Origin of the sequence: Limnohabitans sp. YIMB22184, assembly GCF_048020265.1 — a bacterium.
Taxonomy (GTDB): Bacteria; Pseudomonadota; Gammaproteobacteria; order Burkholderiales; family Burkholderiaceae_C; genus Limnohabitans_A.
On the sequence record NZ_CP171843.1, the window covers coordinates 1,790,679 to 1,817,538 of the forward strand.

General features: G+C 62.0%; 21 protein-coding genes. 17 read left to right on the plus strand and 4 right to left on the minus strand.

Annotated elements, in window-relative coordinates; translation table 11 throughout:
* Positions 1-3: 3 nt before the first annotated feature.
* The 8 genes from ntrB (at position 4) to ACHEXL_RS08360 (ending at position 10,578) form a co-directional block, all read left to right on the plus strand.
* Positions 4-912 carry a nitrate ABC transporter permease gene (gene ntrB / locus ACHEXL_RS08325; RefSeq protein WP_416558869.1) on the plus strand — a complete coding sequence of 303 codons (909 nt, stop codon included), beginning with the start codon at positions 4-6 and terminating at the stop codon, positions 910-912.
* The gene (locus tag ACHEXL_RS08330) at positions 909-1,715 is read left to right on the plus strand and encodes an ABC transporter ATP-binding protein (RefSeq protein ID WP_416558870.1); all 807 of its coding nucleotides are present in this window, start codon (positions 909-911) and stop codon (positions 1,713-1,715) included. Before ntrB ends, ACHEXL_RS08330 begins: the two co-directional genes overlap by 4 nt.
* Positions 1,716-1,725: 10 nt before the next feature.
* Positions 1,726-4,215, plus strand: a complete 2,490-nt coding sequence (nirB, locus tag ACHEXL_RS08335; protein ID WP_416558871.1) for a nitrite reductase large subunit NirB — start codon at positions 1,726-1,728, stop codon at positions 4,213-4,215.
* A gap of 19 nt (positions 4,216-4,234) precedes the next feature.
* Positions 4,235-4,621 (plus strand): nitrite reductase small subunit NirD, encoded by a 387-nt coding sequence (gene nirD / locus ACHEXL_RS08340; protein ID WP_416558872.1) that lies wholly within the window; start codon positions 4,235-4,237, stop codon positions 4,619-4,621.
* Between the two features lie 114 nt (positions 4,622-4,735).
* Positions 4,736-7,582, plus strand: coding sequence for a molybdopterin-dependent oxidoreductase (locus ACHEXL_RS08345; protein WP_416558873.1), 2,847 nt, complete (start codon positions 4,736-4,738; stop codon positions 7,580-7,582).
* Between the two features lie 52 nt (positions 7,583-7,634).
* Positions 7,635-8,534, plus strand: a complete 900-nt coding sequence (gene ybiB, locus ACHEXL_RS08350; RefSeq protein ID WP_416558874.1) for a DNA-binding protein YbiB — start codon at positions 7,635-7,637, stop codon at positions 8,532-8,534.
* Entirely contained in the window at positions 8,531-9,316 is a 786-nt protein-coding gene (gene cobA, locus ACHEXL_RS08355) for a uroporphyrinogen-III C-methyltransferase (RefSeq protein ID WP_416558875.1), read from the plus strand. Before ybiB ends, cobA begins: the two co-directional genes overlap by 4 nt.
* A 35-nt stretch (positions 9,317-9,351) precedes the next feature.
* Positions 9,352-10,578, plus strand: coding sequence for an NAD(P)/FAD-dependent oxidoreductase (locus ACHEXL_RS08360; protein ID WP_416558876.1), 1,227 nt, complete (start codon positions 9,352-9,354; stop codon positions 10,576-10,578).
* Here ACHEXL_RS08360 and ACHEXL_RS08365 read toward each other — a convergent pair.
* Positions 10,568-12,850, minus strand: coding sequence for a patatin-like phospholipase family protein (locus tag ACHEXL_RS08365; RefSeq protein ID WP_416558877.1), 2,283 nt, complete (start codon positions 12,848-12,850; stop codon positions 10,568-10,570). The genes ACHEXL_RS08360 and ACHEXL_RS08365 overlap by 11 nt on opposite strands.
* 266 nt (positions 12,851-13,116) lie before the next feature.
* On the opposite strand from ACHEXL_RS08365, the gene rpsU reads away from it, so the two are divergent.
* Together rpsU and ACHEXL_RS08375 are read left to right on the plus strand one after the other, a co-directional pair.
* Positions 13,117-13,329, plus strand: coding sequence for a 30S ribosomal protein S21 (rpsU, locus tag ACHEXL_RS08370; RefSeq protein WP_108287360.1), 213 nt, complete (start codon positions 13,117-13,119; stop codon positions 13,327-13,329).
* 109 nt (positions 13,330-13,438) lie between these two features.
* Complete coding sequence (locus ACHEXL_RS08375) at positions 13,439-13,885, plus strand: GatB/YqeY domain-containing protein (protein ID WP_416558878.1); 447 nt, start codon at positions 13,439-13,441, stop codon at positions 13,883-13,885.
* A 33-nt stretch (positions 13,886-13,918) separates the two neighbouring features.
* On the opposite strand, the gene pmbA is transcribed toward ACHEXL_RS08375, so the two are convergent.
* Complete coding sequence (pmbA, locus tag ACHEXL_RS08380; protein ID WP_416558879.1) at positions 13,919-15,316, minus strand: metalloprotease PmbA; 1,398 nt, start codon at positions 15,314-15,316, stop codon at positions 13,919-13,921.
* 127 nt (positions 15,317-15,443) lie between these two features.
* Between pmbA and yjgA the strand changes: the two genes are divergently transcribed.
* The 5 genes from yjgA to ACHEXL_RS08405 all read left to right on the plus strand — a co-directional run bounded on the left by yjgA (position 15,444) and on the right by ACHEXL_RS08405 (position 21,676).
* A complete protein-coding gene (gene yjgA, locus ACHEXL_RS08385) occupies positions 15,444-16,100 on the plus strand; it encodes a ribosome biogenesis factor YjgA (RefSeq protein WP_416558880.1) in 657 nt (218 codons plus the stop codon).
* Positions 16,093-16,701, plus strand: coding sequence for a molybdopterin adenylyltransferase (gene mog, locus ACHEXL_RS08390; RefSeq protein ID WP_416558881.1), 609 nt, complete (start codon positions 16,093-16,095; stop codon positions 16,699-16,701). The genes yjgA and mog overlap by 8 nt, the downstream gene beginning before the upstream one ends.
* A 297-nt stretch (positions 16,702-16,998) precedes the next feature.
* Positions 16,999-19,524, plus strand: a complete 2,526-nt coding sequence (gene rpoD, locus ACHEXL_RS08395; RefSeq protein WP_416558882.1) for an RNA polymerase sigma factor RpoD — start codon at positions 16,999-17,001, stop codon at positions 19,522-19,524.
* Positions 19,525-19,850: 326 nt separating this feature from the next.
* A complete protein-coding gene (locus ACHEXL_RS08400) occupies positions 19,851-20,432 on the plus strand; it encodes a Crp/Fnr family transcriptional regulator (protein ID WP_416558883.1) in 582 nt (193 codons plus the stop codon).
* A 53-nt stretch (positions 20,433-20,485) separates the two neighbouring features.
* A complete protein-coding gene (locus ACHEXL_RS08405) occupies positions 20,486-21,676 on the plus strand; it encodes an ABC transporter substrate-binding protein (RefSeq protein ID WP_416558884.1) in 1,191 nt (396 codons plus the stop codon).
* A 25-nt stretch (positions 21,677-21,701) separates the two neighbouring features.
* Here the strand turns inward: ACHEXL_RS08405 and ACHEXL_RS08410 are convergent, their stop codons facing one another.
* The gene (locus tag ACHEXL_RS08410) at positions 21,702-22,106 is read right to left on the minus strand and encodes a YkgJ family cysteine cluster protein (RefSeq protein WP_416558885.1); all 405 of its coding nucleotides are present in this window, start codon (positions 22,104-22,106) and stop codon (positions 21,702-21,704) included.
* A 25-nt stretch (positions 22,107-22,131) separates the two neighbouring features.
* Positions 22,132-24,177, minus strand: coding sequence for a phenylacetic acid degradation bifunctional protein PaaZ (gene paaZ / locus ACHEXL_RS08415; RefSeq protein WP_416558886.1), 2,046 nt, complete (start codon positions 24,175-24,177; stop codon positions 22,132-22,134).
* 270 nt (positions 24,178-24,447) lie between these two features.
* Here paaZ and ACHEXL_RS08420 point away from each other — a divergent pair, with 270 nt between their 5' ends.
* Together ACHEXL_RS08420 and ACHEXL_RS08425 are read left to right on the plus strand one after the other, a co-directional pair.
* Positions 24,448-25,656 carry a 3-hydroxybenzoate 6-monooxygenase gene (locus ACHEXL_RS08420; RefSeq protein WP_416558887.1) on the plus strand — a complete coding sequence of 403 codons (1,209 nt, stop codon included), beginning with the start codon at positions 24,448-24,450 and terminating at the stop codon, positions 25,654-25,656.
* Between the two features lie 93 nt (positions 25,657-25,749).
* Positions 25,750-26,787, plus strand: coding sequence for a cupin domain-containing protein (locus ACHEXL_RS08425; RefSeq protein WP_416558888.1), 1,038 nt, complete (start codon positions 25,750-25,752; stop codon positions 26,785-26,787).
* The last annotated feature ends 73 nt before the right edge of the window (positions 26,788-26,860 follow it).

Here is a 26,860-nt window from a genome sequence, read left to right on the forward strand (position 1 = left end):
ACCATGGTCAGCGCCGTTTTCCATTCACCCACGGTGAGCACATCGGCTCCCTCGCCGGTCGTGTCCCGCACCGAAACTGAAGTTGCAGCGGCCAATGCCTTGGCCGCCGCACAAATGCAACGCGCCCGCCAGTGGCACAACTTCTGGATGGCGGTCTTGCCCCCACTCATGGGTCTGGGTCTCTTGATCGGTTTGTGGGCCCTGGTGTCCATCACCACCAAGGGCAGCATCCCCAGCCCTTACGAGACCGGCGTGCAAGCCATCGAGATTTTCAGCGATCCGTTTTACCGCAAAGGCCCCAATGACCAAGGCGTAGGCTGGAACGTGCTGATGTCGCTCGAACGCGTGGCCGTGGGCTTTGGCCTGGCGGCACTCGTCGGGATTCCAGCCGGGTTCGTCATCGGGCGCTTCACCTTCCTCTCGCGCATGTTCAACCCGCTCATCAGCTTGCTGCGTCCAGTCTCGCCACTGGCGTGGTTGCCGATCGGCTTGCTGGTGTTCAAGGGGGCCAATCCGGCCGCCATCTGGACCATCTTCATCTGCTCGATCTGGCCCATGATCATCAACACCGCTGTGGGCGTGCAGCGCGTACCGCAGGACTACCTGAACGTGGCCCGCGTGCTCAACCTGTCGGAATGGAAGATCGCCACCACCATCCTGTTCCCTGCGGTGCTGCCTTACATGCTGACTGGCGTGCGTCTGGCCGTCGGCACCGCCTGGCTGGTGATCGTGGCGGCCGAAATGCTGACCGGCGGCGTGGGCATTGGCTTTTGGGTCTGGGACGAGTGGAACAACCTGAACGTCAAGAACATCATCATCGCGATTTTTGTGATCGGCGGCGTGGGCTTGATTCTGGAATATGCCCTGATTCGCATCGCCACCGCCTTCACCTTTGAGGATGTCAAATCATGAGCGCAGACAACAAGTACATCCAGATTCAGAGTGTGGAGCAGACCTTCAAAACCAACAAGGGTTTGTTTCCGGCGCTGCGCAACATCCACCTGGACATCGCCAATGGTGAGTTCGTGGCCCTGATCGGCCACTCCGGCTGTGGCAAGTCCACCTTGCTCAACCTGATCGCCGGGCTGACTAGCCCGACGGCCGGCGTGCTGCTGTGCGCCAACCGCGAGATCGCAGGCCCCGGCCCCGAACGTGCGGTGGTGTTCCAAAACCATTCGCTGCTGCCCTGGCTCACCTGCTTTGACAACGTGCACCTGGGCATCGAGCGCGTGTTTGGGGCCACCGAAACCAGAGCGCAGTTGCGTACACGCACCGACGCGGCGCTGGCCATGGTGGGACTGAGTCACGCCGCGCAAAAGCGCCCCGGCGAAATCTCGGGCGGTATGAAGCAGCGCGTGGGCATTGCCCGCGCCCTGGCCATGGAGCCCAAAGTGCTGCTGATGGACGAGCCCTTTGGCGCACTGGACGCGCTGACCCGCGCCAAGCTGCAAGACGAGTTGCTGGAGATCGTGGCCCGCACCCAAAGCACGGTGGTCATGGTCACGCACGACGTGGACGAGGCCGTGCTGCTGTCCGACAAGATCGTGATGATGACCAACGGACCTGCCGCCACGATTGGCGAGGTGCTGAGCGTGGATCTGCCCCGCCCGCGCCAGCGCGTGGAGTTGGCCGAAAGCGCCGACTACCAGCGTTACCGCAAAGCGGTGATCGACTTCCTCTACACACGCCAGGCGCATGTGGAAAAAACCGCCTAAGGAGAAGACCATGGACATGCGTGTCAACACCCAAGAGAAAATGAAACTGGTCCTGGTCGGCAACGGCATGGCCGGGGTCCGGGCCATCGAAGAGCTGCTCAAGCTCGCACCGGACCTGTACGACATCACCGTTTTCGGGGCAGAGCCGCACCCCAACTACAACCGCATCCTACTCTCGCCCGTGCTGGCCGGTGAGCAGACGCTCGAAGAGATCGTGCTCAACGACTGGGTCTGGTACACCGACAACGGCATCACGCTGCATGCGGGCTTCAAGGTCACGCAGGTGGACCGCGTCAAGCGCATGGTCACCGCACAAAACGCGGCTGGCGAGACGCTGACCACGCCTTATGACCGCCTGGTGATCGCCACCGGCTCCAACCCCTTCATCTTGCCGCTGCCGGGCAAAGACCTGCAAGGCGTGCTGGCCTACCGCGACATCGCCGACACGCAGGCCATGATCGACGCGGCTGCGCAGTACCAGCACGCGGTCGTCATCGGTGGCGGCCTGCTGGGCCTGGAAGCGGCCAACGGCCTGATGAAGCGCGGCATGCAAGTGACGGTGGTGCATGTGAGCGATTGGCTGATGGAGCGCCAACTCGACAAGGTGGCGGCGCAGATGCTGCAAGCCTCGCTCGAAGCACGCGGCATGCAGTTCCGCATGAGCGCGCAAACCGCTGCGCTGGTGGGCGACGACACCGGCCGCGTTTGCAAGGTGGAATTCAAGGACGGCACCTATGTGCCTGCCGATCTGGTGGTCATGGCCGTGGGCATCCGCCCCAACACGACGCTGGCCGAAAGCATGGGTCTGCATGTGAACCGCGGCATCGTGGTCAGCGACACGCTGCAAACCGTGACCGACCCGCGCATCTGGGCGGTGGGCGAATGCGCGGCGCACCGGGGCATTGCCTATGGCTTGGTGGCCCCGCTGTTTGAGCAAGGCAAAGTGCTGGCCAACCACCTGGCCGAGTTCGGCATTGGCCGCTACACCGGGTCCCTGACCTCAACCAAGCTCAAGGTCACCGGCATCGACCTGTTCAGCGCGGGCGACTTCATGGGCAAGGCATCAGGGCGCCCGGAGGACGCGGAGTGCGAAGAGATCGTCATGAGCGACCCCGCAGGTGGCGTCTACAAAAAGCTGGTGCTCAAGGGCGACCAGTTGGTGGGCGCCTGCCTGTATGGCGACACGGTGGACGGCAGCTGGTACTTCAAGCTGCTGCGCGATGGGCGCAGCGTGGCCGATATCCGCGACAAGCTGATGTTTGGCGAATCGAACATTGGCGACGTGGGCCACCAGGGCCAGAGCAAAGCCGCTGCCATGGCCGACACCGACGAAGTGTGTGGCTGCAACGGCGTGACCAAGGGTGCGATCTGCAAGGCCATCAAGGACAAAGGTCTTTTCACGCTCGACGAAGTACGCAAGCAAACCAAGGCCAGCGCCAGCTGCGGCTCTTGCACCGGTCTGGTTGAACAAATCCTGATGTTCACCGCCGGGGGCGACTATTCGGCCACACCCAAGCTCAAGCCCATGTGCGGCTGCACCGAGCACGGCCACCAGGCGGTACGTGATGCCATTCGCGAACACAAACTGCTCACGGTGGGTGGCGTGTTCAAATTCATGGACTGGCGCACGCCCAACGGCTGCGCCAGCTGCCGCCCGGCCGTCAACTACTACCTGATCAGCACCTGGCCCAAAGAGGCGCAGGACGACCCGCAAAGCCGCTTCATCAATGAACGCAGCCACGCCAACATCCAGAAAGACGGCACTTACAGCGTGATCCCGCGCATGTGGGCGGGCGAGACCACTGCCGCCGAGCTGCGCCGCATCGCCGATGTGGTGGACAAGTACCAGATTCCGACTGTCAAGGTCACGGGCGGCCAACGCATCGACCTGCTGGGCGTCAAAAAAGAAGACCTGGTGGATGTGTGGAAAGACATCGGCATGCCCTGTGGTCACGCCTATGCCAAGGCCCTGCGCACCGTCAAAACCTGCGTGGGCAGCGAATGGTGCCGCATGGGCACGCAAGACAGCACGCAAATGGGCAAGGACCTCGAAAAAGCCATGTGGCGCATGTACGCGCCACACAAGGTCAAGTTCGCCGTGTCGGGCTGCCCGCGAAACTGCGCAGAAGCCGGGATCAAGGACGTGGGCATCATCGGCGTGGACTCAGGCTGGGAAATGTATGTCGGCGGCAACGGCGGCATCAAAACCGAGGTGGCGCACTTTTTCACCAAGCTCAAGACCGCCGAGGAAGTGCTGGAGTACACCGGCGCCTTCATGCAGCTCTACCGCGAAGAAGGCTGGTACCTGGAGCGCACCGTGCACTACATCAACCGGGTAGGCCTGGACTACGTGAAGAAAAAGATCCTGGAAGACGCCGCGCTGCGCCAGGCCCTGTGGGCCAAGCTGCAAGCCGCGCTCGATGGTGAACCCGATCCGTGGTTCGACCTGCAGGAAGCCAAGGTAGACACCCGCCAGTTCGCGCCCCTGACCCCCGCCTGAAACAAGACAAGGAATCCCCATGACCGCATGGAAAGAAATCTGCCGGGTGGAAGACATCCCGGTGCTGGGTTCGCGTCGAGTGGCGCGGGACCAAGGGCTCGACGTGGCCGTGTTCCGGAACGACGCCGATGAGGTGTTCGCCCTGCTCGACCGCTGCCCGCACAAGGGCGGCCCGCTGTCACAAGGCATCGTGTTTGGCACCCGCGTGGCCTGCCCGCTGCACAACTGGACCATCGGACTGTGCGACGGCCGGGCGCAAGCGCCCGACGAAGGCTGCACGCCGCGCTTTGAAGTCAAGGTGGAAGCGGGCGTGGTGTTTTTGAACGCCGACGAACTGGTGGGTCACGCCACAGATCTGACGCGACCCGTCGCGGGGCCGGTTTCACGCAAGAGCGCAAACGCATGAACACATCTCTCGTCACTGCGAGCGCAGCGTGGCAGTCCAGGCCTGGATCGCCGCGTCGCTTCGCTCCTCGCGATGACGGAGAAAGCGCCACGCTCGCGATGACCTGAAAAAATCATGATTTCCATACTGCAAGAAACCCAATCCACCTGCCCCTATTGCGGCGTGGGCTGTGGCGTGATCATCACATCGCAGGGCACGCAAATCACTGGCGTGCGCGGCGACCCGGATCACCCGGCCAACTTCGGGCGCTTGTGCACCAAGGGCCAGTCGCTCCACCTGACGGCCGCGCCCCAGGTCACCGAACAAACACGCTTGCTCACGCCCCAGTGGCGCCCTGCGCGGGGTGAAGCCACGCAAGCGATGGACTGGAACGACGCCATAAGCATGGCCAGCCAGCGCCTGGCCACCATCGTGCGCGACCACGGCCCCGATGCCCTGGGCTTTTACATCTCGGGCCAGCTGCTCACCGAAGACTATTACGTCTTCAACAAACTGGCCAAGGGCCTGTTGGGCACCAACAACATCGACAGCAACTCTCGCCTGTGCATGAGCAGCGCCGTGGCGGGCTACAAGATGACCTTGGGGGCCGATGCGCCGCCCGCCTGCTACGAGGACATCGCGCACGCGCAGTGCCTGTTCATCGCGGGCAGCAACGCGGCCTGGGCCCACCCGATTTTGTTTCGCCGCATCGAAGACGCCAAACGCGCCAACCCGGCGCTCAAGATGGTCGTGGTTGACCCGCGCCGCACCGACACCGCCGACATGGCAGACCTGCACCTGCAGATTCAGCCCGGCACCGACGTGATGCTGTTTCACGGCCTGCTGCACATCATGCTGGCCCAGGGCTGGACGCAACCCCAATACATCGCCGCGCACACCCAAGGCTTTGAAGCCCTGCAAGCCCTGGTGGCCGAGTACACGCCCGGCCATGTGGTGCAGATTTGTGGCGTGCCCGAAGCCGACCTCTACACCGCCGCCCGCTGGTTTGCAGGCGTGCAAGTGGCAAGCGCTGACCGCCCCCCCACCCTCAGCCTGTATTGCCAGGGCCTGAACCAGTCCAGCAACGGCACCGCCAAAAACGCGGCGCTCATCAACCTGCACCTGGCCACGCAGCAAATCGGCCGCCCCGGCGCAGGCCCCTTGTCACTCACCGGCCAGCCCAACGCCATGGGTGGGCGCGAAGTCGGTGGCATGGCCAACCTGATGTCGGGCCACCGCGACCTGGCCAATCCGCAGCACCGCGCTGAAGTGGCCACGCTGTGGGGCGTGGCCGAGGTGCCGGCCAAGCCGGGCCTGACGGCGGTGGAGATGTTCGAAGCCGCTGCCGATGGGCAAATCAAAGCCTTGTGGATCGCTTGCACCAACCCGGCGCAGTCCATGCCAGACCAGAAAACCGTGCGCCGCGCCCTGCAACGCGCCGAGTTCGTGGTGGTGCAAGAGGCCTTTGCCACTGCCGCCACATGCGAGTACGCCGACCTGCTTTTACCCGCCGCCACCTGGGGCGAAAAAGAAGGCACGGTAACCAACAGCGAGCGCCGCATCAGCCGCGTGCGCGCCGCCGTGACTGCACCAGGCCAAGCCCGCGCCGATTGGGCGATTGCTGCAGACTTGGGCCAGCGCCTGGCTGTGGCACTGGGTCGCCCGCAAGACACCCGCCTGATGGACTACCCCACCCCCGAGTCGGTCTGGAACGAGCACCGCGAAAGCACCCGGGGCCGCGATCTGGACATCACGGGTCTCAGCTACGCCCAACTGGAAACCGCAGGCCCTGCCCAATGGCCCATGCCCGAAGGCGCCAGCACCTGGCAGAGCCGCCTGTATGCCGATGGACGATTCCCCACGGCAGACGGACGCGCCCGCTTTGCCGCCGTGAACTGGCAACCCGTGGCCGAAGAGCGGGTGTCGCAGTTCCCTTTTTCGCTGACCACCGGCCGCCTGCGCGACCAATGGCACGGCATGACGCGCACCGGCACCGCAGGCCGCCTGTTTGCCCACAGCCCAGAGCCCTGCGTGCAGATGAACCCCCAAGACGCGCAGCGGCTTGGCCTGCAAGACGGCGATCTGGCGCAGGTGCGCAGCAAACGCGGCAGCCTGGTACTGCCGGTGCAATCCAGCGCCCAAGTGGCCGCCTCACAAGCCTTCATCGCCATGCACTGGGGACCCGAGGTGCTCAGTGGCCGCGATGCCCAAGGCCAAGCAGGTCTGGGCGTGAACGTTCTCACCACATCGAGTTACTGCGCCACCTCCAAACAGCCTGAGCTGAAACACGCGGCCGTGCAAATCACCCGCGCCGCCCTGTCGGCCAATGCCAGCTGGCAAGTGGCGGCCATGGCCTGGCTGCCCAGCGATGCGGTCTGGACCGTGCGCCAGCAACTGCAAAAGCTGCTGCCGCAATTTGACTTTGCCTACCTGGTGCCCTTCACCGATGCCAACGCCGCCCTGACCGATCAAACCCCGCAAACCGGCTTGCTGCTGCGCGCAGCCTGCAGCCAGCCCGCCGATGCGGCGCTGCTGCACACCGTGGCCGAGGCACTGGGACTGAACAGCCCGGACACCCTGGACTACCTGGACGCAGTGCGGGTACAACGCCGTTCGGTGAAGCTGAGCGCACCCAACACCGAAAGCCAGCGCAAGCTGCAAGGTTTTCTGGTCGCAGGCGACAGCCGCTCGGCCCGTTGGCTCAAAAGCTTGCTGCAAGAAAGTACGCCACTGAACTGGCCCGCCCGCCAGTGGCTGATGGCATCTGACGCACCGCCCGAAGGCGCAGCGCCGGTCAGCCGCCAGGTGTGCAGCTGTCTGAATGTGCGTGAAGACGCCATCAACGCCTGCCTGCAAACACAATCGGGTGGCGAAGACCAGCGCCTGGCTGGACTGCAGGGACGGCTGCGGTGCGGTACCCAGTGCGGCTCGTGCGTGCCCGAGTTACGCAAGCTCATCCGGCAGGTCGCGGTGCTCGTCTGAAGCGCATACCCATATAACGAACAGTTATCTGACTTCCTTCACAATCAACCACATGGGCATCGGTCATTACATCAAGGACATCGGACGCGGTAAGGACGGCGCCCGAGCACTTGGCCGCGCGCAAGCCGCCGACCTGATGGGCCAGGTGCTCGACCAGCAGGTGAGCGACCTGGAACTGGGTGCGTTTTGCATCGCCATGCGCATCAAAGGCGAGACACCCGAGGAGATGGCAGGTTTTCTGGACGCCGCGCATGCGCGACTGAACAAGGTCCGTACAGGCCAAGTGCCCACGGTGGTGCTGCCCAGCTACAACGGCGCACGCAAGCTGCCGGTGCTGACACCCATGCTGGCCCTGTTGCTGGCACGCGCGGGCGTGGCAGTGGTGGTGCATGGCACCGCCACCGAAGACAAGCGGGTGAGCAGCCAAGCGGTGTTGTCGCATCTGGGCATTGAGGCTCTCACGCACGTTGCACCGGCTGCGGCAGGTCAGGTGCAGTTCATCCCCACAGGCGTGCTGCATGCCGGACTGGACCGGCTGTTGGCGGTGCGGCGGGTGGTCGGTCTGCGCAACCCGGGCCACAGCCTGGTCAAGCTGATGACCCCCTGTGATGGCGCCGCTTTGGTGGTGAGCAGCTACACCCACCCCGAATACCTGCTGTCCATGTCCGCTACCTTCGAGCTGACCGGACAACACGCCTTGCTGCTGCGCGGCACCGAAGGCGAACCCGTGGCCGACGCCCGGCGCACCCCGGCGATGGATGTTTTCAAAGACGGCCAAACCCTGCGCGTACAGCAACAGCAGGAAGGCTCACTCGCCAAAATGCCCGAACTGCCGGGCACCGACGCGGCCGCCACGGCGGTTTACATCGAACACGTTTTGCAAAACCTGCTGCCGGTACCCGAGCCGATTGCGCTGCAAGTCCAACACATCCTGCGCGAGGTGAAAGCATGAACACCCCCCTTCAAGGCCGATGCACCCTGGTCGGTGCCGGCCCAGGCGATCCGGAGCTGCTCACCCTCAAAGCCGTCAAAGCGATTGCCAGCGCCACCGTGCTGCTGGTGGACGATCTGGTCAACGACGCGGTGCTGGCCCACGCCTCCCCCACCGCCCGCATCGTGCACGTGGGCAAACGCGGCGGCTGCAAGAGCACCTCACAGGCCTTCATTGATAAGCTGATGATCACCGCCGTGCAAGAAGGCGAACATGTGGTGCGCCTCAAAGGTGGCGATCCGTTCATCTTTGGCCGCGGTGGCGAGGAAGTCGAACGTTTACGCGAAGCGGGCATTGACGTGGAAGTGGTCAACGGCATCACCTCGGGTCTGGCGGGCATGAGCAGCCTGGGCGCACCGCTCACCCACCGCGAATACGCACACGGCGTGGTGTTTGTGACGGGCCACGCCAAACCCGGCGACAGCGGCACCGACTGGGCCCAACTGGCCACCACCGCACACCAGGCCAAATTGACACTGGTGATCTACATGGGCGTGAGCAGCCTTGGGCACATCAGCCAGGGCTTGCTGCAGGGCTTGCCAGCGCAGACACCCGTGGCCATCGTCCAGCACGCCAGCTTGCCCGAGCAACGCGAGGCCCTGTGCACCTTGGGCGAACTGGTGCACACGGTGCAACGCGAGCACCTTCAAAGCCCCAGCATCATCGTGGTGGGCGATGTGGTTCAGGGTGCGCGGGCTTGGCAACAAGCCACGCCACAGGCTGCAGCACAACACGCGGCCTGATTCGGCCGGGCATCTGCCGCTTACACTCCTGCCCCATGAATACATGGGATGTGGTGATCGTGGGTGCCGGAGCTGCCGGTTTGTTTTGCGCGGGCGAAGCGGGCCAGCGCGGGCTGAAGGTGCTGGTCATCGACCACAGCGACAAGATCGCCGAAAAAATCCGCATTTCAGGCGGTGGACGTTGCAATTTCACCAACCGCTTGCTCGACGCATCGGCGCCGCAAAAGCACTTCATCAGCCAGAACCCGCATTTTTGCCGCTCGGCCCTGTCGCGCTACACGCCCCAAGACTTCATCGACCTGGTGCAAAAGCACGGCATCGCTTTCCATGAAAAGCACAAGGGCCAGCTGTTTTGCGACCACTCGGCCGAAGACATCATCCGCATGCTGCTGGCCGAATGTACGTTGGGCGGCGTGGAGATCCGCACGGGCTGCAGTGTGAAGTCGGTGCAAGCACCCAGCGAACAGAACACCCACTACACCCTGGAAACCAGCCAAGGCACTGTGCACACCACCTCACTGGTCGTGGCCACAGGCGGTTTGTCGATCCCCAAAATCGGGGCGAGTGACTGGGGCTACCGCATCGCCAGCCAGTTTGGCCTGCGCCTGGTCGAGCGCCGCCCCGGTCTGGTGCCCTTGACCTTTGACGGCGAGGCCTGGGCGCCTTATGCCCAGCTGGCCGGGCTGGCACTCCCCGTGGGCATCGAGACGGGCGAGAAAAAAAGCCGCATGCACTTTGACGAAGACCTGCTGTTCACGCACCGGGGTTTGTCCGGGCCCGGAGTCTTGCAAATCTCCAGCTATTGGCAGGACGGCACGCCGATTCGCCTGAACCTGGCCCCCGAGGTGAACCTGCCCGAGCGCCTGCAAGAGGCTAAGCTGCGCTCCAAAAAACTGCTGGGCAACGAGTTGGCCACCCTGGTGCCCAGCCGCCTGGCCGAGGCCTGGGTCAGCCAGGACCCGGCCCTGCAACGCACCGCCGCCGAAGTGCCCGACAAGGCCCTGAACAAGCTGGCCGAGGCCCTGTCCAACTGGCAACTGACCCCCAACGGCAGCGAGGGCTACAAAAAAGCCGAGGTCACGCTGGGCGGGGTGGACACACGCGATGTGTCCTCGCAAACCATGGAGTCCAAACAGCCCGGGCTGTACTTCATTGGTGAGGTGATCGACGTGACCGGGTGGCTGGGTGGTTACAACTTCCAGTGGGCCTGGGCCAGCGCACATGCCTGTGCGCAAGCCTTGCCCATCCCACTCAAAAACTGAAGCGCCGGCCCAATTGCAAAAACAGGTTGTAGGAATCGCCGGAGCCTCTGGCCGCGCCCAGGTAGATGTCACCGATCTTGCTGTCCACGGCCACAAAGAGCGTGCCGCTGTAGCGCCAACGCATCGCATCGCCCTTGTACCAGGCGTCACCGGCTTCCAGCACCGTGCCCACATAGGTTTTCTGGTTGAACAAACCGCCCTGGGTCAGGCGGTACATGTAGGTGCTTTGCACATGCGCCAACTGGTCGCCCACCAGTTGCCCCATGCGGTAAGCACCCATGTTCTGAAAACCGCCCAGAATCAATTGGCTGGGTGAGCGGCAGTTGCCGCAGTCGAGCGTGACGCGGTCTTGCGCCAGATTCAGCCCCAAATTGAAGATGTGCGGCCCCACCGAGTGCGCCCATTTGCCCGACAAACGCCCGCCGCTGTAGATGGCCCCGGAAACGCCCTGCTCCAGGCCTACACCGAAAAAATAACCCCGCGTCGGAAAACTCAGAGAGTCCAGCTGATCGATCTGAAACTGCGCCTTGACCCCCCTGTACTTGACCAGCTCGGTGTCGGTGCCCTGGATTTCGGACAACTCGGTGGTGGTGTCAAAACTTCTGCGGATCGCGCTGGAGGTGATGCCCATCTTGATGTTGGCCTGGCGCTCGAAGTCGTAAACCAACTGGGCATCCAGGCTCTGGACCGTCTGCTTGTAATAAGCCAGTTTCTGGTTGCCCTCTTCGTTTCTGAAAACCGCGGTTCGGTACAAAGGCAAATAGTTGCGGTCCCAAGAAGCCCCGGCCTCCAGGCTCCAGCCCTGGGACAGCGGTTGGTAAAAACGGGCCGCCAGCTCGGACTGGGTGCCCAAGCGGGCATCGAGTGAAAACTCCAGGCCCGAAGGCGTCAACCAAGGCCGGCGATAACCCACACCAGCCGCCACCTGGGTGATGCCATCCACTTCGGTGGAAAACCCCAGCGTGGTCTTGAAGAAATGCGGGCTGTAGGGCTTTTCGCGCACGCTGACGATCAGCTTGTAGCGCTCATCTTGCTGCTGCGCCAGGCTGTAACTGACCAGATCAAAATAACCGCTGGTGTAGAGCGCGTCCATGTAGCGCTCCGCCTGCTGGGGCGAGAACTCTTGGCCCAGCATGGGCGACAGCATGGTTTGGATGTAGTGCTCGGACACATCCTTGTGGCCTTGCGCCTCAATGGCCACGATGCGTTTCTCACGCTGATCAAACGACAGGCGCGTGGTCGATGGGGCATGGGCTTGCGCGGCGAAGGCCACACGCAAGGCAGCCAGCTGGGCAGCCACGGGCGCCAAGGCCTGCTGACCCCTGGCAACGATGTCGGGCGCACGGTTGAAGTCGGCAAAACCAATGTCCTGCACCGACGGCTGCACCAAAACGTCCTGGGGGCGCAGCAAAGCCAGATTGCGTTTTTCGTTTTGACGAATCAGGATGTCCAGCATCCGATTGGCCACCACCAGCGCATGGCTGGCCTGCGAGCCCTTGTCCTCGTCCATCCCGCCTCCCACAAAAGAGGCCACGATCACATCGGCGCCTTCGCGCAAAGCCACCTCAATGGGCAAATTGGCCACCAAGCCGCCGTCGACATAAGTCTCCCCCTCGACCTCCACCGGGGCAAACACCGCCGGTGCCGCCATGCTGGCCCGGATCGCCAGGTGCAGGGCTCCTTGGTCAAACACCTTCAACTCGCCATCCCGGTATCGGGTCGCCACGGCGCGAAACGGGATCTTCAGATGGTTGAAATGGACAAGCGGCGGGACGTGCGCCGTCAAGGCCTGCAGCAAAGCCAGGAAACGCTGGCCATCGCTTACACCCCGGGCAAAGCTCGCGCCCCCGTCCTTGATGCCGAATTCCAGCTCGACCGGATATTTTTGCTGGTAAGCGCGGGTGCGGGTGGGCAACTCCAGCCGGTTGAGTTGGTCCAGAGCCACTTTGGACGGGTCCAGACCACCGACCGTGCGCTCGATCTCGTCTGTGGACATGCCACTGGCATACAAGCCCCCAATGACCGCCCCCATGCTGGTGCCCACAATGCGGGCGATCGGAATGCGGTCTCGCTCCAGCTGGCGCAACACCGCCAGGTGGGCAAAGCCTTTGGCACCACCACCGGCCAGCACCACCACCACGGATGGTGCGGCAACAGGTGGGCTGACGGGCGTTTGCGCCTGGCTCCAGCCACTCATCAGACCGAAGGCCAAGGCCACCAGGGCTTGGATTGGGTGCACACAAACGGCACAGATGTCTTTGAATGGATTCATTGGTATTGCATTTTAGGGACCCGCCCTTTTGCAAGCGCTCTGGCCGTGGCGAGCGGTCAAGGCCTTGTCGATTTTGCGCAAAGATGTGTGTCTTTGAGCGCACACATACCGGCCAGCCCCGTTTCTCAGGCGCTATAATCTCAGGCTTTGCTGGCAAACCCCCGTCTGCCAAATACTAGTTCGTGACGGGGAACCGCCGAAACTGGGCTTCAAGGGCCCGATCTCCCTTGTTGCTGCAGCCGGCACATTTTTGGAAAATTGATTCAATGACCACCATCCGCGTGAAAGAAAACGAGCCGTTTGACGTTGCCCTGCGTCGCTTCAAGCGCACCATCGAAAAACTCGGCCTGCTGACAGACTTGCGTGCCCGCGAGTTCTATGAAAAGCCCACCACCGAGCGCAAGCGTAAAAAAGCAGCTGCCGTCAAGCGTCACTACAAGCGCGTTCGCAGCATGCAGTTGCCCAAGAAGATGTATTGATCTTCATTTGTATGGCCTGAAAAGGTCTGCAAACAAGCCCGCTGGAGGACGCTCAGGCGGGCTTTGTTGTTTTTATCTCCCCACATTCGTCACACCGCAGGAGCCCCTCATGAGCCTGAAAGAAAAAATCACCGAAGACATGAAAACCGCCATGCGCGCCAAAGACACCGAGCGTTTGGGCACCATCCGATTGCTGCTGTCGGCCATGAAGCAAAAGGAAGTAGACGAGCGCATCGAACTCGACGATGTGGCCGTGGTGGCCATCGTGGACAAGCTGATCAAGCAGCGCAAAGACTCGATCGCCGCTTTTGAACAAGCCGCCCGCAAAGACCTGGCCGACAAGGAAAAAGCCGAAATGGCCGTGCTGCTGGCTTACCTGCCCGAGCGCATGTCGGCCGAAGAAGTCACAGCTGCCGTGCAGGCCATCGTGGCCGAGCTGGGAGCCAAAGGGCCAGGCGACATGGGCAAGGTCATGGGCGCGGTCAAAGCCCAGTTGGCTGGCAAGGCCGACATGGGCCAGGTGTCGGCAGCGGTGAAGGCTGCGCTGGCGGGCTGAGTCTGCAGCTCTGCCTGCACCGCGCAGCAGGCCTCAGCTGCCCGCCAGTTTCATGCGGTTGACCAAAATGGAGCCGGTGGTTTTGGCGCCCATGTTGTAGGTGTCAGCGCCCACGGCCTCGATGCCCATGAGCATGTCTTTGAGGTTGCCCGCGATGGTGATCTCGTGCACCGGGTAAGCGATCTGGCCGTTCTCGACCCAAAAGCCGCTGGCCCCGCGTGAATAGTCGCCCGTGACGTAGTTCACGCCTTGGCCCATCAGCTCGATCACAAACAGGCCCGTGCCCAGCTTCTGCAGCATGGCGTCCAGGTCGTCAGTGGCCTGCGTCAGGCGCGAAGTCAGCGTCAGGTTGTGCGAGCCCCCGGCGTTGCCGGTGGTCTTCATGCCCAGCTTGCGCGCCGAGTAACTGCTCAAAAAATAGCCCTCGACACGGCCGCCCTTGACCACCTGGCGGCGCACAGAGCGCACGCCCTCGTCGTCAAACGGTGAGCTGCCTTTGCCGCGCAAGACAAACGGGTCTTCTTCGATGTCGATGTGCTTGGGGAACACTTTTTTGCCCAAGGAATCGAGCAAGAAGCTGCTCTTGCGGTAAAGCGCTCCACCGCTCACAGCCTGCACAAAACCGCCCAGCAAGCCAGCGGCTACGGGCGACTCGAACAGCACTGGGCATTCGGTCGTGGCGATCTTGCGGGCACCCAGGCGCGACAAGGCGCGTTCGGCGGCGTAGCGGCCCACCGCTTCGGGCGAGGCCATTTCATCCGCGCAGCGCATCGAGGTGTACCAGGCGTCGCGCTGCATTTCGGCGTTACGGCCGGGCAGCTTGGCGATCGGGGCGACCGAGATGCTGTGGCGCGAGCTGGCGTAGCCCCCACGAAAACCGTGCGTGTGGGCGCTGAAAAAATGGCTTTGCTGGGCCGACACGGCCGCGCCGTCGCTGTTGGTGATGCGGCGGCTGGTTTTGAGCGCAGCAGCCTCGCACTGCAAGGCCAGCTTGGCGGCCTCTTCACTCTGGATCGCCCAAGGGTGGAACAAATCCAAATCGCGGTGATTGGTTTCGATGTCGGCTTCGTCAGGCAAACCGGCTGTCGGGTCTTCGGCGGTGAAGCGGGCGATGTCGTAAGCCGCCTGCACCGTGCGCTCGATCGCGGCTTTGGAAAAGTCCGACGTGCTGGCGTTGCCCCTGCGGTGGTCCACATACACCGTCACGCCCAGCGATTTGTCGCGGTTGCGCTCCACGTTTTCCAGCTCGCCCTTGCGCACGCTGACCGACAGACCGCAGCCTTCAGACGCCTCGGCCCCCGCGTTGGTGGCGCCCAGCTTTTTGGCGTGCTTCAGGGCGATGTCGACCAACTCTTCAAAATGATCACGCGAGTAGCTGAAACCGTCATGGGCCTGGGCAGGGGATGCAGTGGCAGGGGCGTTTTGTTTCACGGAACTTTTCACAGAAATTTCCACGTAGGGGGTCTCGAAAAAAATGGCGGGCGCCGGGCCCGCAGTGGCCGCTATGATACTTGCCACCCAGCCTCAGCGCTGCCTCAGAAAACGAGTTCCCCCAGTCATGTCCCGTAAACCCAAAAAAGGCTATTTCGTCCGTGGTCAGTTTGTTGCCGAGGGCAGCGAACTCGACCTGGAGTACAAGCGAGAGCTCAAAGGTGGCTTGGAAGGCCCCAGCCGCACCGAACTCAAGCGCGAAAGCACCGAGCTGCAAGAACTCGGCACAGCCTTGCTGACCCTTCGTCGCGACCTGATGGAGGGCCTGGCCCTGCCCGACAAACTGGTGGACGGTCTGGCCGAAGCCAAGCGCATCACCAACTTCGAAGGCAAGCGTCGTCAGATGCAGTTCATCGGCAAGCAAATGCGCCTGCTCAGCCCCGAAACCCTGCAAGCCGTGCGCGAGGCGCTCGACATCCAGCGCCTGGGCAGCGCCAAAGACACCCAGGCCCTGCACCTGGCCGAAGCCTGGCGCGACCGCCTGATCGCTAACGATGCCGCGGTGGGCGAATGGATCGCGCACTACCCGCAAACCGACATCCAGCAGCTTCGCGCCTTGGTGCGCCAGGCTCGCAAAGACGCAGTGCCCGTGACCAACGCCGCCGTCTCGCAAGGCCTGGCCCCGCGCCAAGGTCGCGCTTACCGCGAGTTGTTCAAACTGGTGCGCAGCGTGCTGACAAACGGCGAAAGCGACAACACCCCCGACGAGACCGAAGATGAGTGAATCCAACGCCACGATCCCTTTTGACCCGGTCAAGATTGGCATCGTGTCCATCAGCGACCGTGCCAGCACGGGCGTGTACGAAGACAAGGGCCTGCCCGCGCTGCAGGACTGGTTGACGAAAGCGCTGCACAACCCGATCACTTTCGAGTCGCGCCTGATCCCCGATGAAAAAGACCACATCAGCGCCACCCTGATCGAGCTGGTCGACGCCGGCTGCAGCCTGGTGCTGACCACGGGTGGCACCGGCCCCGCCCTGCGCGACGTGACGCCCGAGGCCACGCTGGCTGTCGCTGACAAGGAAATGCCCGGTTTTGGCGAGCAGATGCGCCAGATCAGCTTGAAGTTTGTGCCAACGGCCATCCTGTCGCGCCAAGTGGCGGTGATCCGGGGTCAGAGCCTGATCATCAACCTGCCGGGCCAGCCCAAATCGATCGCCGAGACGCTTGAAGGCCTGAAAGACGCGGACGGCCATGCTGTGGTGCACGGCATTTTTGCGGCCGTGCCCTATTGCGTGGATTTGATCGGCGGGCCTTACATCGAAACCAAGGGCGAGGTCTGCAAAGCCTTCCGACCCAAAACCGCAATACGCCCTGCCCGCTGAGAGGCCCCCGGCAAGCCCTGAGCCAGGGCGCCTGTTTGCCGGTGGGTATAATCCACTTTCTCGGCAAGAGCGACAGCAGCACCTCCGGCTAGACCACCGCCATCAGCGCGACGCCCCCATGCGGGCCGGTCACCGTTCCGCAAGGACTGCATACCAAATGTTCGCCCCACATCTTGCCATTGCAGATTGGACGCCCATATAAAGCGTTGATCTGTGTCTTAACCCACGCCCGCGCCGGGATGTATTTGGCGCTGACTGTGTCCGTTTCCTTGTCTGTTTTGATGTTCCGAGGTGTTCATGCCTGCTCAAAAGTCGAAGAAGCCTGCCCAGGCCGCTGCCAAAGCCAAACCCGTTGCCAAGACCGCTGTTGCCAAAAAAGCCCCCGCGCCCGCCGCCAAGCCCAAAGCAACAAGCCCAGTGACTGCCAAAGCACCGGCCAAGAAGCCCGCCCCCGTGGCGAGCCAAGCCAAAGTGCCTGCTAAAGCTGCTGCCAAACCGGCAGCAAAACCCGCAGCCAAAGCAGCCCCCAGCCAGGTCAAAGCAACGGCAACCCCGGAAACTTCTGCCAAGCCTGCCAAGAAAGCCGCCTCCGTGCCCGCCAAGAAATCTGAAGTGACCGAGAAAAAATCCACCGCCAAGGCCAAAGACGCCGCCGCCGAAGTGGAAGTGAAAAAACCCGCCAAAGCAGCCAAAGCCGCCGCCCCGGCCGAAGACAAAAAGCCCGCCGCCAAAAAAGCGGTGACCGGCGCCAAACGCGGCCCCAAGAAAAAGGGCAGCATTGCTGAGCCCAGCTTGGACGACGATCTGGACATCGAAGCCGACCTCGAAGGCGAACCGGTTGTTGAAGCTGGCTCCGAGACCGCTGAAAAGGTCAAGCCCCTGCGCATGAAGATCAGCAAGGCCAAAGAGCGTGCCTTGATGAAGGAATTCGGTCTGGACGAAACCGTGCTGACCGAAGCCGAGATGAAGCAGCGCCGCGACCGCCTCAAAGCCCTGATCAAGCTGGGCAAGACACGCGGCTACCTCACCAACGGTGAAATCAGCGACCACCTGCCCGACAAGCTGGTCGATGCCGAAACCCTGGAAGTGGTGATTGCCACCTTGAACGACCTGGGTGTGGCGGTGTACGAGCAAACGCCCGATGCCGAAAGCCTGATCATCACGGACAACGCTCCGACCGGCTCGACCGAAGAAGAAGCCGAAGAAGCCGCCGAAGCCGCCCTGTCTACGGTGGACAGCGAATTTGGCCGCACCACCGACCCTGTGCGTATGTACATGCGCGAAATGGGCACCGTGGAGCTGCTGACCCGCGAAGGTGAAATCGAGATCGCCAAGCGCATCGAAGGCGGCCTGATGGACATGATGGCCGCGATCAGCGCGTCGCCCGCCACCATCGCCGAAATCCTGCGCATGGCCAATGAAATCCGTGAAGGCAAGGTCGTCATCTCCACCGTGGTGGACGGTTTCGCCAACCTGAACGAAGCCGACGACTACGTGGCCGAAGAAGACTTCGACGAATTCGACGAAGCCGATGACGACGACGGCAAAGGCGGCTCCAAGGCCCTGACCAAGAAGCTCGAAGAGCTGAAAAACCAGGCCCTGGAACGCTTTGACCGCATCACCGAGTACTTCGAAAAAGTGCACAAGGTTTACGACAAGGAAGGCTGGGGCACCCCTGCGTACAACAAGGTCCAGGCCGCCCTGTCGGAGGAGCTGATGACCATCCGCTTCACCGCCAAGACCATCGAAAAATTGTGCGACATGGTGCGCGCCCAAGTGGATGACGTGCGCAAGAAAGAACGCGAGCTGCGCCGCATCATCGTGGACAAGTGCGGCTACCCGCAAGAACAGTTCATTGCCGAGTTCAGCGGCCGTGACAAAAACGGCAAGCGCGTGGAATCGCAGCTGCTCAACCTGAAGTGGATCGAAAAGCAGGCCGCCGCAGGCAAGAGCTGGAGCGCCGTCATGGGTCGCAACATCCCGCCCGTGCAGGACTTGCAGCAAAAGCTGATGGACTTGCAGTCGCAAGTGGTGGTGCCGCTCGATGAACTCAAGGACATCAACAAGCGCATGAACGCGGGCGAGCGTGCAAGCCGCGATGCCAAGAAAGAGATGATCGAGGCCAACTTGCGCTTGGTGATCTCGATCGCCAAGAAGTACACCAACCGTGGTCTGCAGTTCCTCGATTTGATCCAGGAAGGCAACATCGGTCTGATGAAGGCGGTGGACAAGTTCGAATACCGCCGGGGCTACAAGTTCTCGACCTACGCGACTTGGTGGATCCGCCAGGCCATCACCCGCTCGATCGCGGACCAGGCCCGCACGATCCGCATCCCAGTGCACATGATCGAGACCATCAACAAGATGAACCGCATCTCGCGTCAGCACTTGCAGGAATTTGGCTTTGAGCCCGACGCCTCCATCCTGGCCGAAAAGATGGAGATTCCGGAAGACAAGATCCGCAAGATCATGAAGATCGCCAAGGAGCCGATCTCCATGGAAACGCCGATCGGTGACGACGACGACAGCCACCTGGGCGACTTCATTGAAGACAGCACGCACACCGCGCCCATCGACGCGGCCCTGCAAGCGGGTCTGCGCGATGTGGTCAAGGACATTCTGGACAGCCTCACACCCCGTGAAGCCAAGGTGCTGCGCATGCGTTTTGGCATCGAGATGTCCACCGACCACACGCTGGAAGAAGTAGGCAAGCAGTTCGACGTGACGCGCGAGCGCATCCGTCAGATCGAAGCCAAGGCGCTGCGCAAGCTCAAGCACCCCAGCCGCAGTGACAAGCTGCGCAGCTTCATCGACACGATGTAAGCCATTGCGCTCCTCCCACCTCCAAGCCTCCCGACTGCCAAGTCGGGAGGCTTTTTTTTGGCACTTGATGCAGATTTATCGATATAAAAACAATTAAAAAAGCGATGAAACTAAAATAAAAAGAAACTGCTCATAACAACTGAATTTGCATATGTACGGTACCGAACATAAAAAATATAAAAATTGCCTATACTTGCTTGCATAAACGTCAATAAGGACAACAAATGTTGAGTCCGGCCAGTAATCTCATGATTTCTCAATTAAAAATTGATAAATACGAAAGATTGCTCGACAGTTTTCAATTGGTGGGCCTGGAATCAGGCCAAATGATCTTCAGGCCCCATGAGGTCATTCAATTCGTCTACTTTCCGGTGACCGCCATCATTGCCATGGAAATCGACATCTCGGATGGCACCTCGGCAGAAATCGTGCTGATCGGCAAAGAGGGCATGGTGGGCAGCGGTGTGATGGGTGGCAATCAGAACTTCAGCAGAGCGCGTGTGAAGTTTTCAGGATTGGCCTACAAATTGCCCCTCACCGTGTTTCAGTCAGAGCTGAGCCAGGACCATGCGTTTTTAAAAATCTGGATGGCAGTGACTCGCCAAATGATCCTGCAGATCGCCATGCCCACGGTCTGCAGCAGCAAACACAGCAACGAACAGCAGGTCATCCGCTGGCTGATGAATACGTTGGACAAAACGCAAGGCAGAGTGTTGCAGGTGACCCATCAAGAAATAGCGGACACCCTGGGCATACGCCGCGAATCGGTCACTTTGACCGCTGGCAAGTTGAGCCAAGAGGGTTTGCTGGAAGTCAGCCGTGGACAACTCAGAATCCTGGATCGGCCTCAACTGGAAGCCCGCGCCTGCGAGTGTTATCGGGTGATGAACCCGGCACTGAAGCATTGACAGACAACTGCCCCGCACCCAGAGAGCCCAGCATGCTTTGCCACTTTCAGAGGTTGTTCGCTCAGATCGCCGCCGCGGCCGCCATGGTGGTCAGTGCAGGCGCTGTGCAAGCCACCCCGCCCGCCGCTGCCCTGACGCTCAAGCCACCCGTATGGATAGGTTTTGACGATGCGTTCGGGCAAAAAACCAACACCTCGGCCATGGCCATCGAATGGGGCATCCAGGCCGCGATGGAAGAAATCAATGCGGCAGGTGGCGTGTTGCAAGGCCGCCCGCTGAAACTCATCGCCACCGACAACAAAGGCATTGCAGCCAGGGGCAAGGACAACTTCATCCAGTTGGCGAGCAAGCCCGATTTGGTGGCGGTCCTCAGCGGCAAATACAGCCCGATCAGTGTGGAGATGCTGCCCGAAGCGCATCGCCTGGGCGTACCCTTGATCAGTGTCTGGGGCTCCGCTGACCCGATCACAGAACATGCACACCAACCGTCTTACTCGTTTCGGGTCTCGCTCAAGGACGATTGGGGGGTGGAAGCGATGATGAAACGGCTGTCCACCAAGTACAAAGTCCAGCAAGCCTGTGCCATCTTGCCCAACACCGCCTGGGGACGGTCCGCAGAGCGCGTCATTCAGGACAAATCGGCGCAGAGCATGATCCGTTTTCCGGTGGTGCGTTGGTACAACTGGGGCGATGCCTCGCTGAAAAGTCAATACCAAGGCTGTCTGGATGCCCGCACCCAAGGTCTGCTCTTCGTGGGCAATGAAAAGGAAGGGGCCATTCTGATCAAGGAAATGGCCGAACAGCAGCGCAACCAGCGTCTGCCTGTGGTGTCGCATTGGGGTGCGGTGGGTGGCACCCTGCACGAATTGGCCCAAAATGAGTTGCCCAAGGTCAACGTGGATTTCATTCAGACCTTCAGCTTCATCCACAACAAGCGGCCTCGCGCGGTTTATCTGGCCGATTGGATTTTGAAGAAAACCGCCCTCAAAAGCACACTCGACATCCCCAGCCCAGTGGGGGCAGCACACGCTTACGACACGGTGCACCTGCTGGCCAATGCCATCCAAGTGGCCCAAACCACCGAACCCTCAAAAATCAGGGATGCACTGGAGAAACTGCCGCCCTTCAACGGTGCAGTGAGGCATTACGCCAAAGCTTTCACGCCTGGTCGACATGACGCGCTGGACAAGTCGCAGGTGCTGTTCGTCAAGCTCACACCCTCCGGCCAGCTGATTCCGCAATGAGCCCGCCTGCCAGCGGCCTGCAGTCTCAACGCGATTGGGCCTTATGGCCGTAAGGACAGTGGTTGGGGCGCGGCCCCACCTGCGGGTGCAGGCGGCAGGTGTTGGGCCGTTTGTCGTACACCGTGCAACGGCGAGTCTTGGCATCCAGAAACTGGCAATCGCCACTGGCGCGGCGCGCCAGGCTGAAGATGCTGTTCTTGAAGTTGAAATGCTCGATCAGCCCGGCTTTAGAGAGCCGTTTGGCGATCTGCTTGGGGTCTTCGTGCTCGGCTTCAAAAGGGTCCACCAACTCCAACCGCACCAGATCGGCCAGCTTGACCTCGACCGGCATGGTGCAGCAGTTCGCCGCGCAGGTGTCGCACAAACCGTTTTTGTAACGGGTCCAGGTTTCGCAACGGTCAACGTCGACAACAGCAATGGGGGATCTCATGCCGGGGATTATCCCCGGATGTGCATCAGCCCTTCTTGGCCACCAGCGTCAGGATGTCGTAGCTGGCCACCAGCTCGCCATGCTGGTTGGTCACTTCCACATCCCAGGCCACCACGCCCTGGCCCACGCCATTGGCGTCCTTTTTCTGGCGGTCGATCTTGCGCTTGGCCGTCAGGCGCGCCTGGATGGTGTCGCCAATGCCCACGGGCTTGACAAAGCGCAGCGTGTCCAAACCGTAGTTGGCCAGCACCGGGCCGGGCGCGGGCGAGACAAACAGGCCCGCTGCGGCCGACAGCACGAAGTAGCCGTGCGCGATGCGCTTGCCAAAGGGCGAGTCCTTGGCGGCGATCTCATCGAAGTGCATGTAGAAATAGTCGCCCGACAGCCCGCCAAAGGCGACGATGTCGGCCTCACCCACGGTGCGGCGGTGGGTGAGCAGGCTCTCGCCGATCTGCAGGTCTTCAAAGTAACGACGGAAGGGGTGAACCTCGGTCTCGATGAGTTTGGCGCCGCGCATGTACTCGCCCGTGACGGCGGCGATCATGGTGGGCGAGCCCTGCAACGCGGTGCGCTGCATCAGGTGCTTGACGGCGCGGATGCCGCCGAGCTCTTCACCGCCGCCTGCCCGGCCGGGGCCGCCGTGCTTGAGGGGCGGCAGAGGCGAGCCGTGGCCGGTCGATTCGACCGCCGATTCGCGGTCCAGGATGTGCAGGCGGCCATGCAAGGCAGCGGCCACCGGGATCATGCAGGCTGCGATTTGCGGGTCTTTGGTGACGAGCGTACCGACCAAGCTGCCCTGACCGCGTGCGGCCAGTTGCAGCGCTTCGTCGATGCCGTCGTAGGGCATGAGCGTGCTGACCGGGCCAAAGGCTTCGACGTCGTGCACGCTGTCGGTTTGCAAGGGTTTCTGGCACAGCAGCAGCGTGGGCTGGAAGAAGGCACCGCCTTCCACGCCCGGCCCCACTGGCTTGAAATCGGCGCCGCCGCCAAAAACCAGTTCAGCGCTTTGGCGCAACAGGGCCACACGCTCGGCCACGTCGGCCTGCTGCGAATGGGAGGCCAAGGCCCCCATCTTCACGCCTTCGACCGACGGATCGCCCACCACCACCTTGGCCAGACGCGCCTTGAGTTTTTCGGCGACAGCATCGAGGTGCTGGCGCGGCACGATGGCGCGGCGAATCGCGGTGCATTTCTGACCGGCCTTGACGGTCATCTCGCGGGCGACTTCCTTGACGAACAGGTCGAACTCTTCGTCGTCGGGCGTCACATCGGGCGCGAGGATGGCGCAGTTGAGCGAGTCGGCTTCGGCGTTGAAGGGGATGCTGTGCTTGACCACATTGGGGTGCACGCGCAGCATGGCAGCGGTGTCGGCCGAGCCGGTAAACGTGACAACGTCCTGGCCGTTCAGGCGGTCGAGCAGGTCACCGGTGGAGCCGATCACGAGCTGCAAAGCGCCGGCAGGCAAGATGCCCGATTGCTCCACCAGGCGCACCATGGCTTCGGTCAGGTAGCTGGTCGACGAAGCAGGTTTGCCAATGCAGGGCATGCCGGCAAGGAAGCTGGGCGCGAATTTTTCGAGCAGGCCCCAGATGGGAAAGTTGAAGGCGTTGATGTGCACCGCGATGCCGCCACGCGGCACCAGGATGTGCGTGCCGGCAAAGCCGCCTTTTTTGCCCAGCGGAAAAGCCGGGCCTTCGTGGATCAGGTTGCCGCTGGGCAACTCATTACTGCCGATGCTGGAATAGGCAAACAAAGTGCCCGCGCCGCCTTCAATGTCCACCCAGCTGTCCGCACGCGTGGCGCCGGTATGGGCCGAAATGGCGTAGAGCTGCTCTTTGTGCTCACCCAAGTATTTGGCCAGGGCCTTCAGGCGCTGGGCGCGTTCCTGAAAATCCAGTTTCAGCAAATTGGGCAGGCCCACGGTGCGGGCGTAGTGCACCGCGTCGCCAAAGTCGATGGCCTCGGCATGGCTTTGGTACACGGTCTGGCCATTGATGGCGCTTCGCAGCTGCTGCGCGCCTTGCTGGCCGATCCACTGACCACCGATGAAACTTTGCAGGACTTGGGACATGGGAAGAAGCTTTCAGAAAAGAACAAAGCCCGGCTCAAGCGAATTAACCAACCGGGCGGTCGGGAAATTCTAGTCGGTTTGCCTCTTGAGCCCAACAAGAATTCGAAGGGCTGACTTTTTGCGGGTGCCCGGCTCTTCAAAGACATCCGATCACACACGTTAAACCAAGGGTTTACCCTGATTAAATGACCCACTAACACAGCTTTGCGAAATTAATATGCATGCATATAATCTCGTCACTTTCTTCCCTGTCAACTTGTTGGAGTCTCCATGAGCACTGCGCCCTCTCAACTTCCCGTCATCGTCGCAGGCGGTGGCATTGGCGGCCTGGCCGCCGCCCTCGCCCTGGTCCGCCAGGGCTTTGAGGTCACCGTGCTGGAACAAGCCCCCGAGATCGGCGAGATCGGCGCGGGCATCCAGCTCGGCCCCAACGCCTTCCACGCCTTTGACGCATTGGGCGTGGGCGACAAGGCCCGGGGCCGCGCTGTGTACACCGACTACATGGTGATGCACGACGCCCTCGACGAGTACCAAGTCGGCAAGATCGAAACCGGTGAAGCCTTCCGAAAGCGCTTTGGCAACCCCTATGCCGTGATCCACCGCGTGGACGTGCACCTGTCGCTGCTCGAAGGCGCGCAGGAAACCGGCAAGGTCCAGTTCCACACCAACACCCGCATCGTCTCGATCGAGCAGGACGAGGCTAAGCAGACCGTCACCGCCATCGACCAAAACGGCAAGCGCTGGACAGGTCAGGCCCTGATCGGCGCCGACGGCGGCAAGTCGGTGGTGCGCCAGCAGTATGTGAACGACCCACCGCGCGTGACCGGCCATGTGGTGTACCGCGCCGTGGTCGACAAGAAGGACTTCCCGGTCGACCTGCAGTGGAACGCCGCCAGCCTGTGGGCAGGCCCCAAGTGCCACCTGGTGCATTACCCGCTGCGTGGCGGCGAGCAGTACAACGTGGTCGTGACCTTCCACAGCCGCCAGCAAGAAACCTGGGGCGTGACCGATGGCTCCAAAGAAGAAGTCGAGAGCTACTTCCAGGGCATCAGCCCCAAGGCCCGCCAGCTGATCGAGTTGCCCAAGACCTGGAAGCGCTGGGCCACTGCCGACCGCGAGCCGATCGGCAACTGGGTGTTTGGCCGTGCCACCATCTTGGGCGACGCCGCTCACCCCACCACGCAATACATGGCGCAAGGCGCGTGCATGGCCATGGAAGACGCCGTCACGCTGGGCGAAGCCCTGCGCGTGAACGACAACGATTGGACGAAGGCCCTGGCTTTGTACGAGCGTTCACGCGTGGCACGCACCGCCCGCATCGTGCTGTCGGGCCGCGAAATGGGCCGCCTGTACCACGCCGCTGGCGTGGAGCGCCTGATCCGCAACTCGTTGTGGAAAGGCCGCACCCAAGAGCGCTTCTATGATGCGATCGAATGGTTGTATGGCTGGAACGTCAACAACTGCCTGACCCAGGACTGACAAGCAACGTCATCGCGAGGACCGAAGCGAGGTGGCGAGCCATGGACTGCCGCGCTGCGCTCGCAGTGACTCCCCATTGAAAAGGACAAGGAAATGCAAGAACTCGGAAAACTCGAAGACCTGCCGCAGGACTACCGCGACGATCTGAAAAACCTGAACCTGGTGCCCCTGTGGCCCAGCTTGCGCGGCGTGCTGCCCCCCAAGGTGCCCACCCGCCAGACCCAGCCCACCTGCTGGCCCTACAAGGACATCAAGCCGCTCTTGCTCAAAGCGGGCGAGCTGACCCCGATTGAAAAAGCCGAGCGCCGCGTGCTGGTGCTGGCCAACCCCGGCCACGGCCTGGAAAAAATGCAGGCTTCTGCCGCCATGTATTTGGGCATGCAGCTGCTCATGCCCGGCGAGTGGGCCCCCAGCCACCGCCACACGCCCAACGCGGTGCGCATGATCGTCGAAGGCGAAGGCGCTTACACCACGGTGGACGGCGAGAAGAGTCCGATGAGCCGAGGCGACTTGATTCTCACACCCACAGGCCTGTGGCACGAACACGGCCACGACGGCACCGACCCCGTCATCTGGCTGGATGTGCTGGACCTGCCGCTGGTCTATTACATGGAGGCCAGCTACCACATCAACGGCGACCGCCAGACTGTGGTGCCCGGCCAAGGCGACAAGCAATACGCCCGTGGCGGCGTGGTGCCCAGCCATGTGTTTGAGCGCAGCAAGAAGGATTACCCCATGCTGCGTTACGCCTGGAAAGACGCGAAGGCCGCACTGGAAGCCATGGCTTCGGACGACGCCGCGCTGGAGCAAGTCCAGGTCACGTATGTGAACCCCGAAACCGGTGGAGATGCCGAAAACATCCTGGGCTTTTACGCCCTGATGCTGCGCCCCGGCCAGACGCTGCGCTTGCCTGCCCGCTCACCGGCACAGGTGTTCCACGTGATCGAAGGCGCCGTGCAAGCGCAGATCGTGAACAGCACCTTCACGCTGGCCGAAGCCGACACCTGCTGCGCCCCGGGCTACGAAGCCGTGACGCTGAAAAACCTGAACGCGAACCAAGCCGCCTTCATCTTCATCGCCGACGAATCGCCGCTGCACCGCAAGCTCGGTGTTTACGAGAACCGCGGATAAATCAACCCATCACGTCATCGCGAGATCGAAGACCGTGGCGATCCAGACATGGACTGCCACGCTGCGCTCGCAG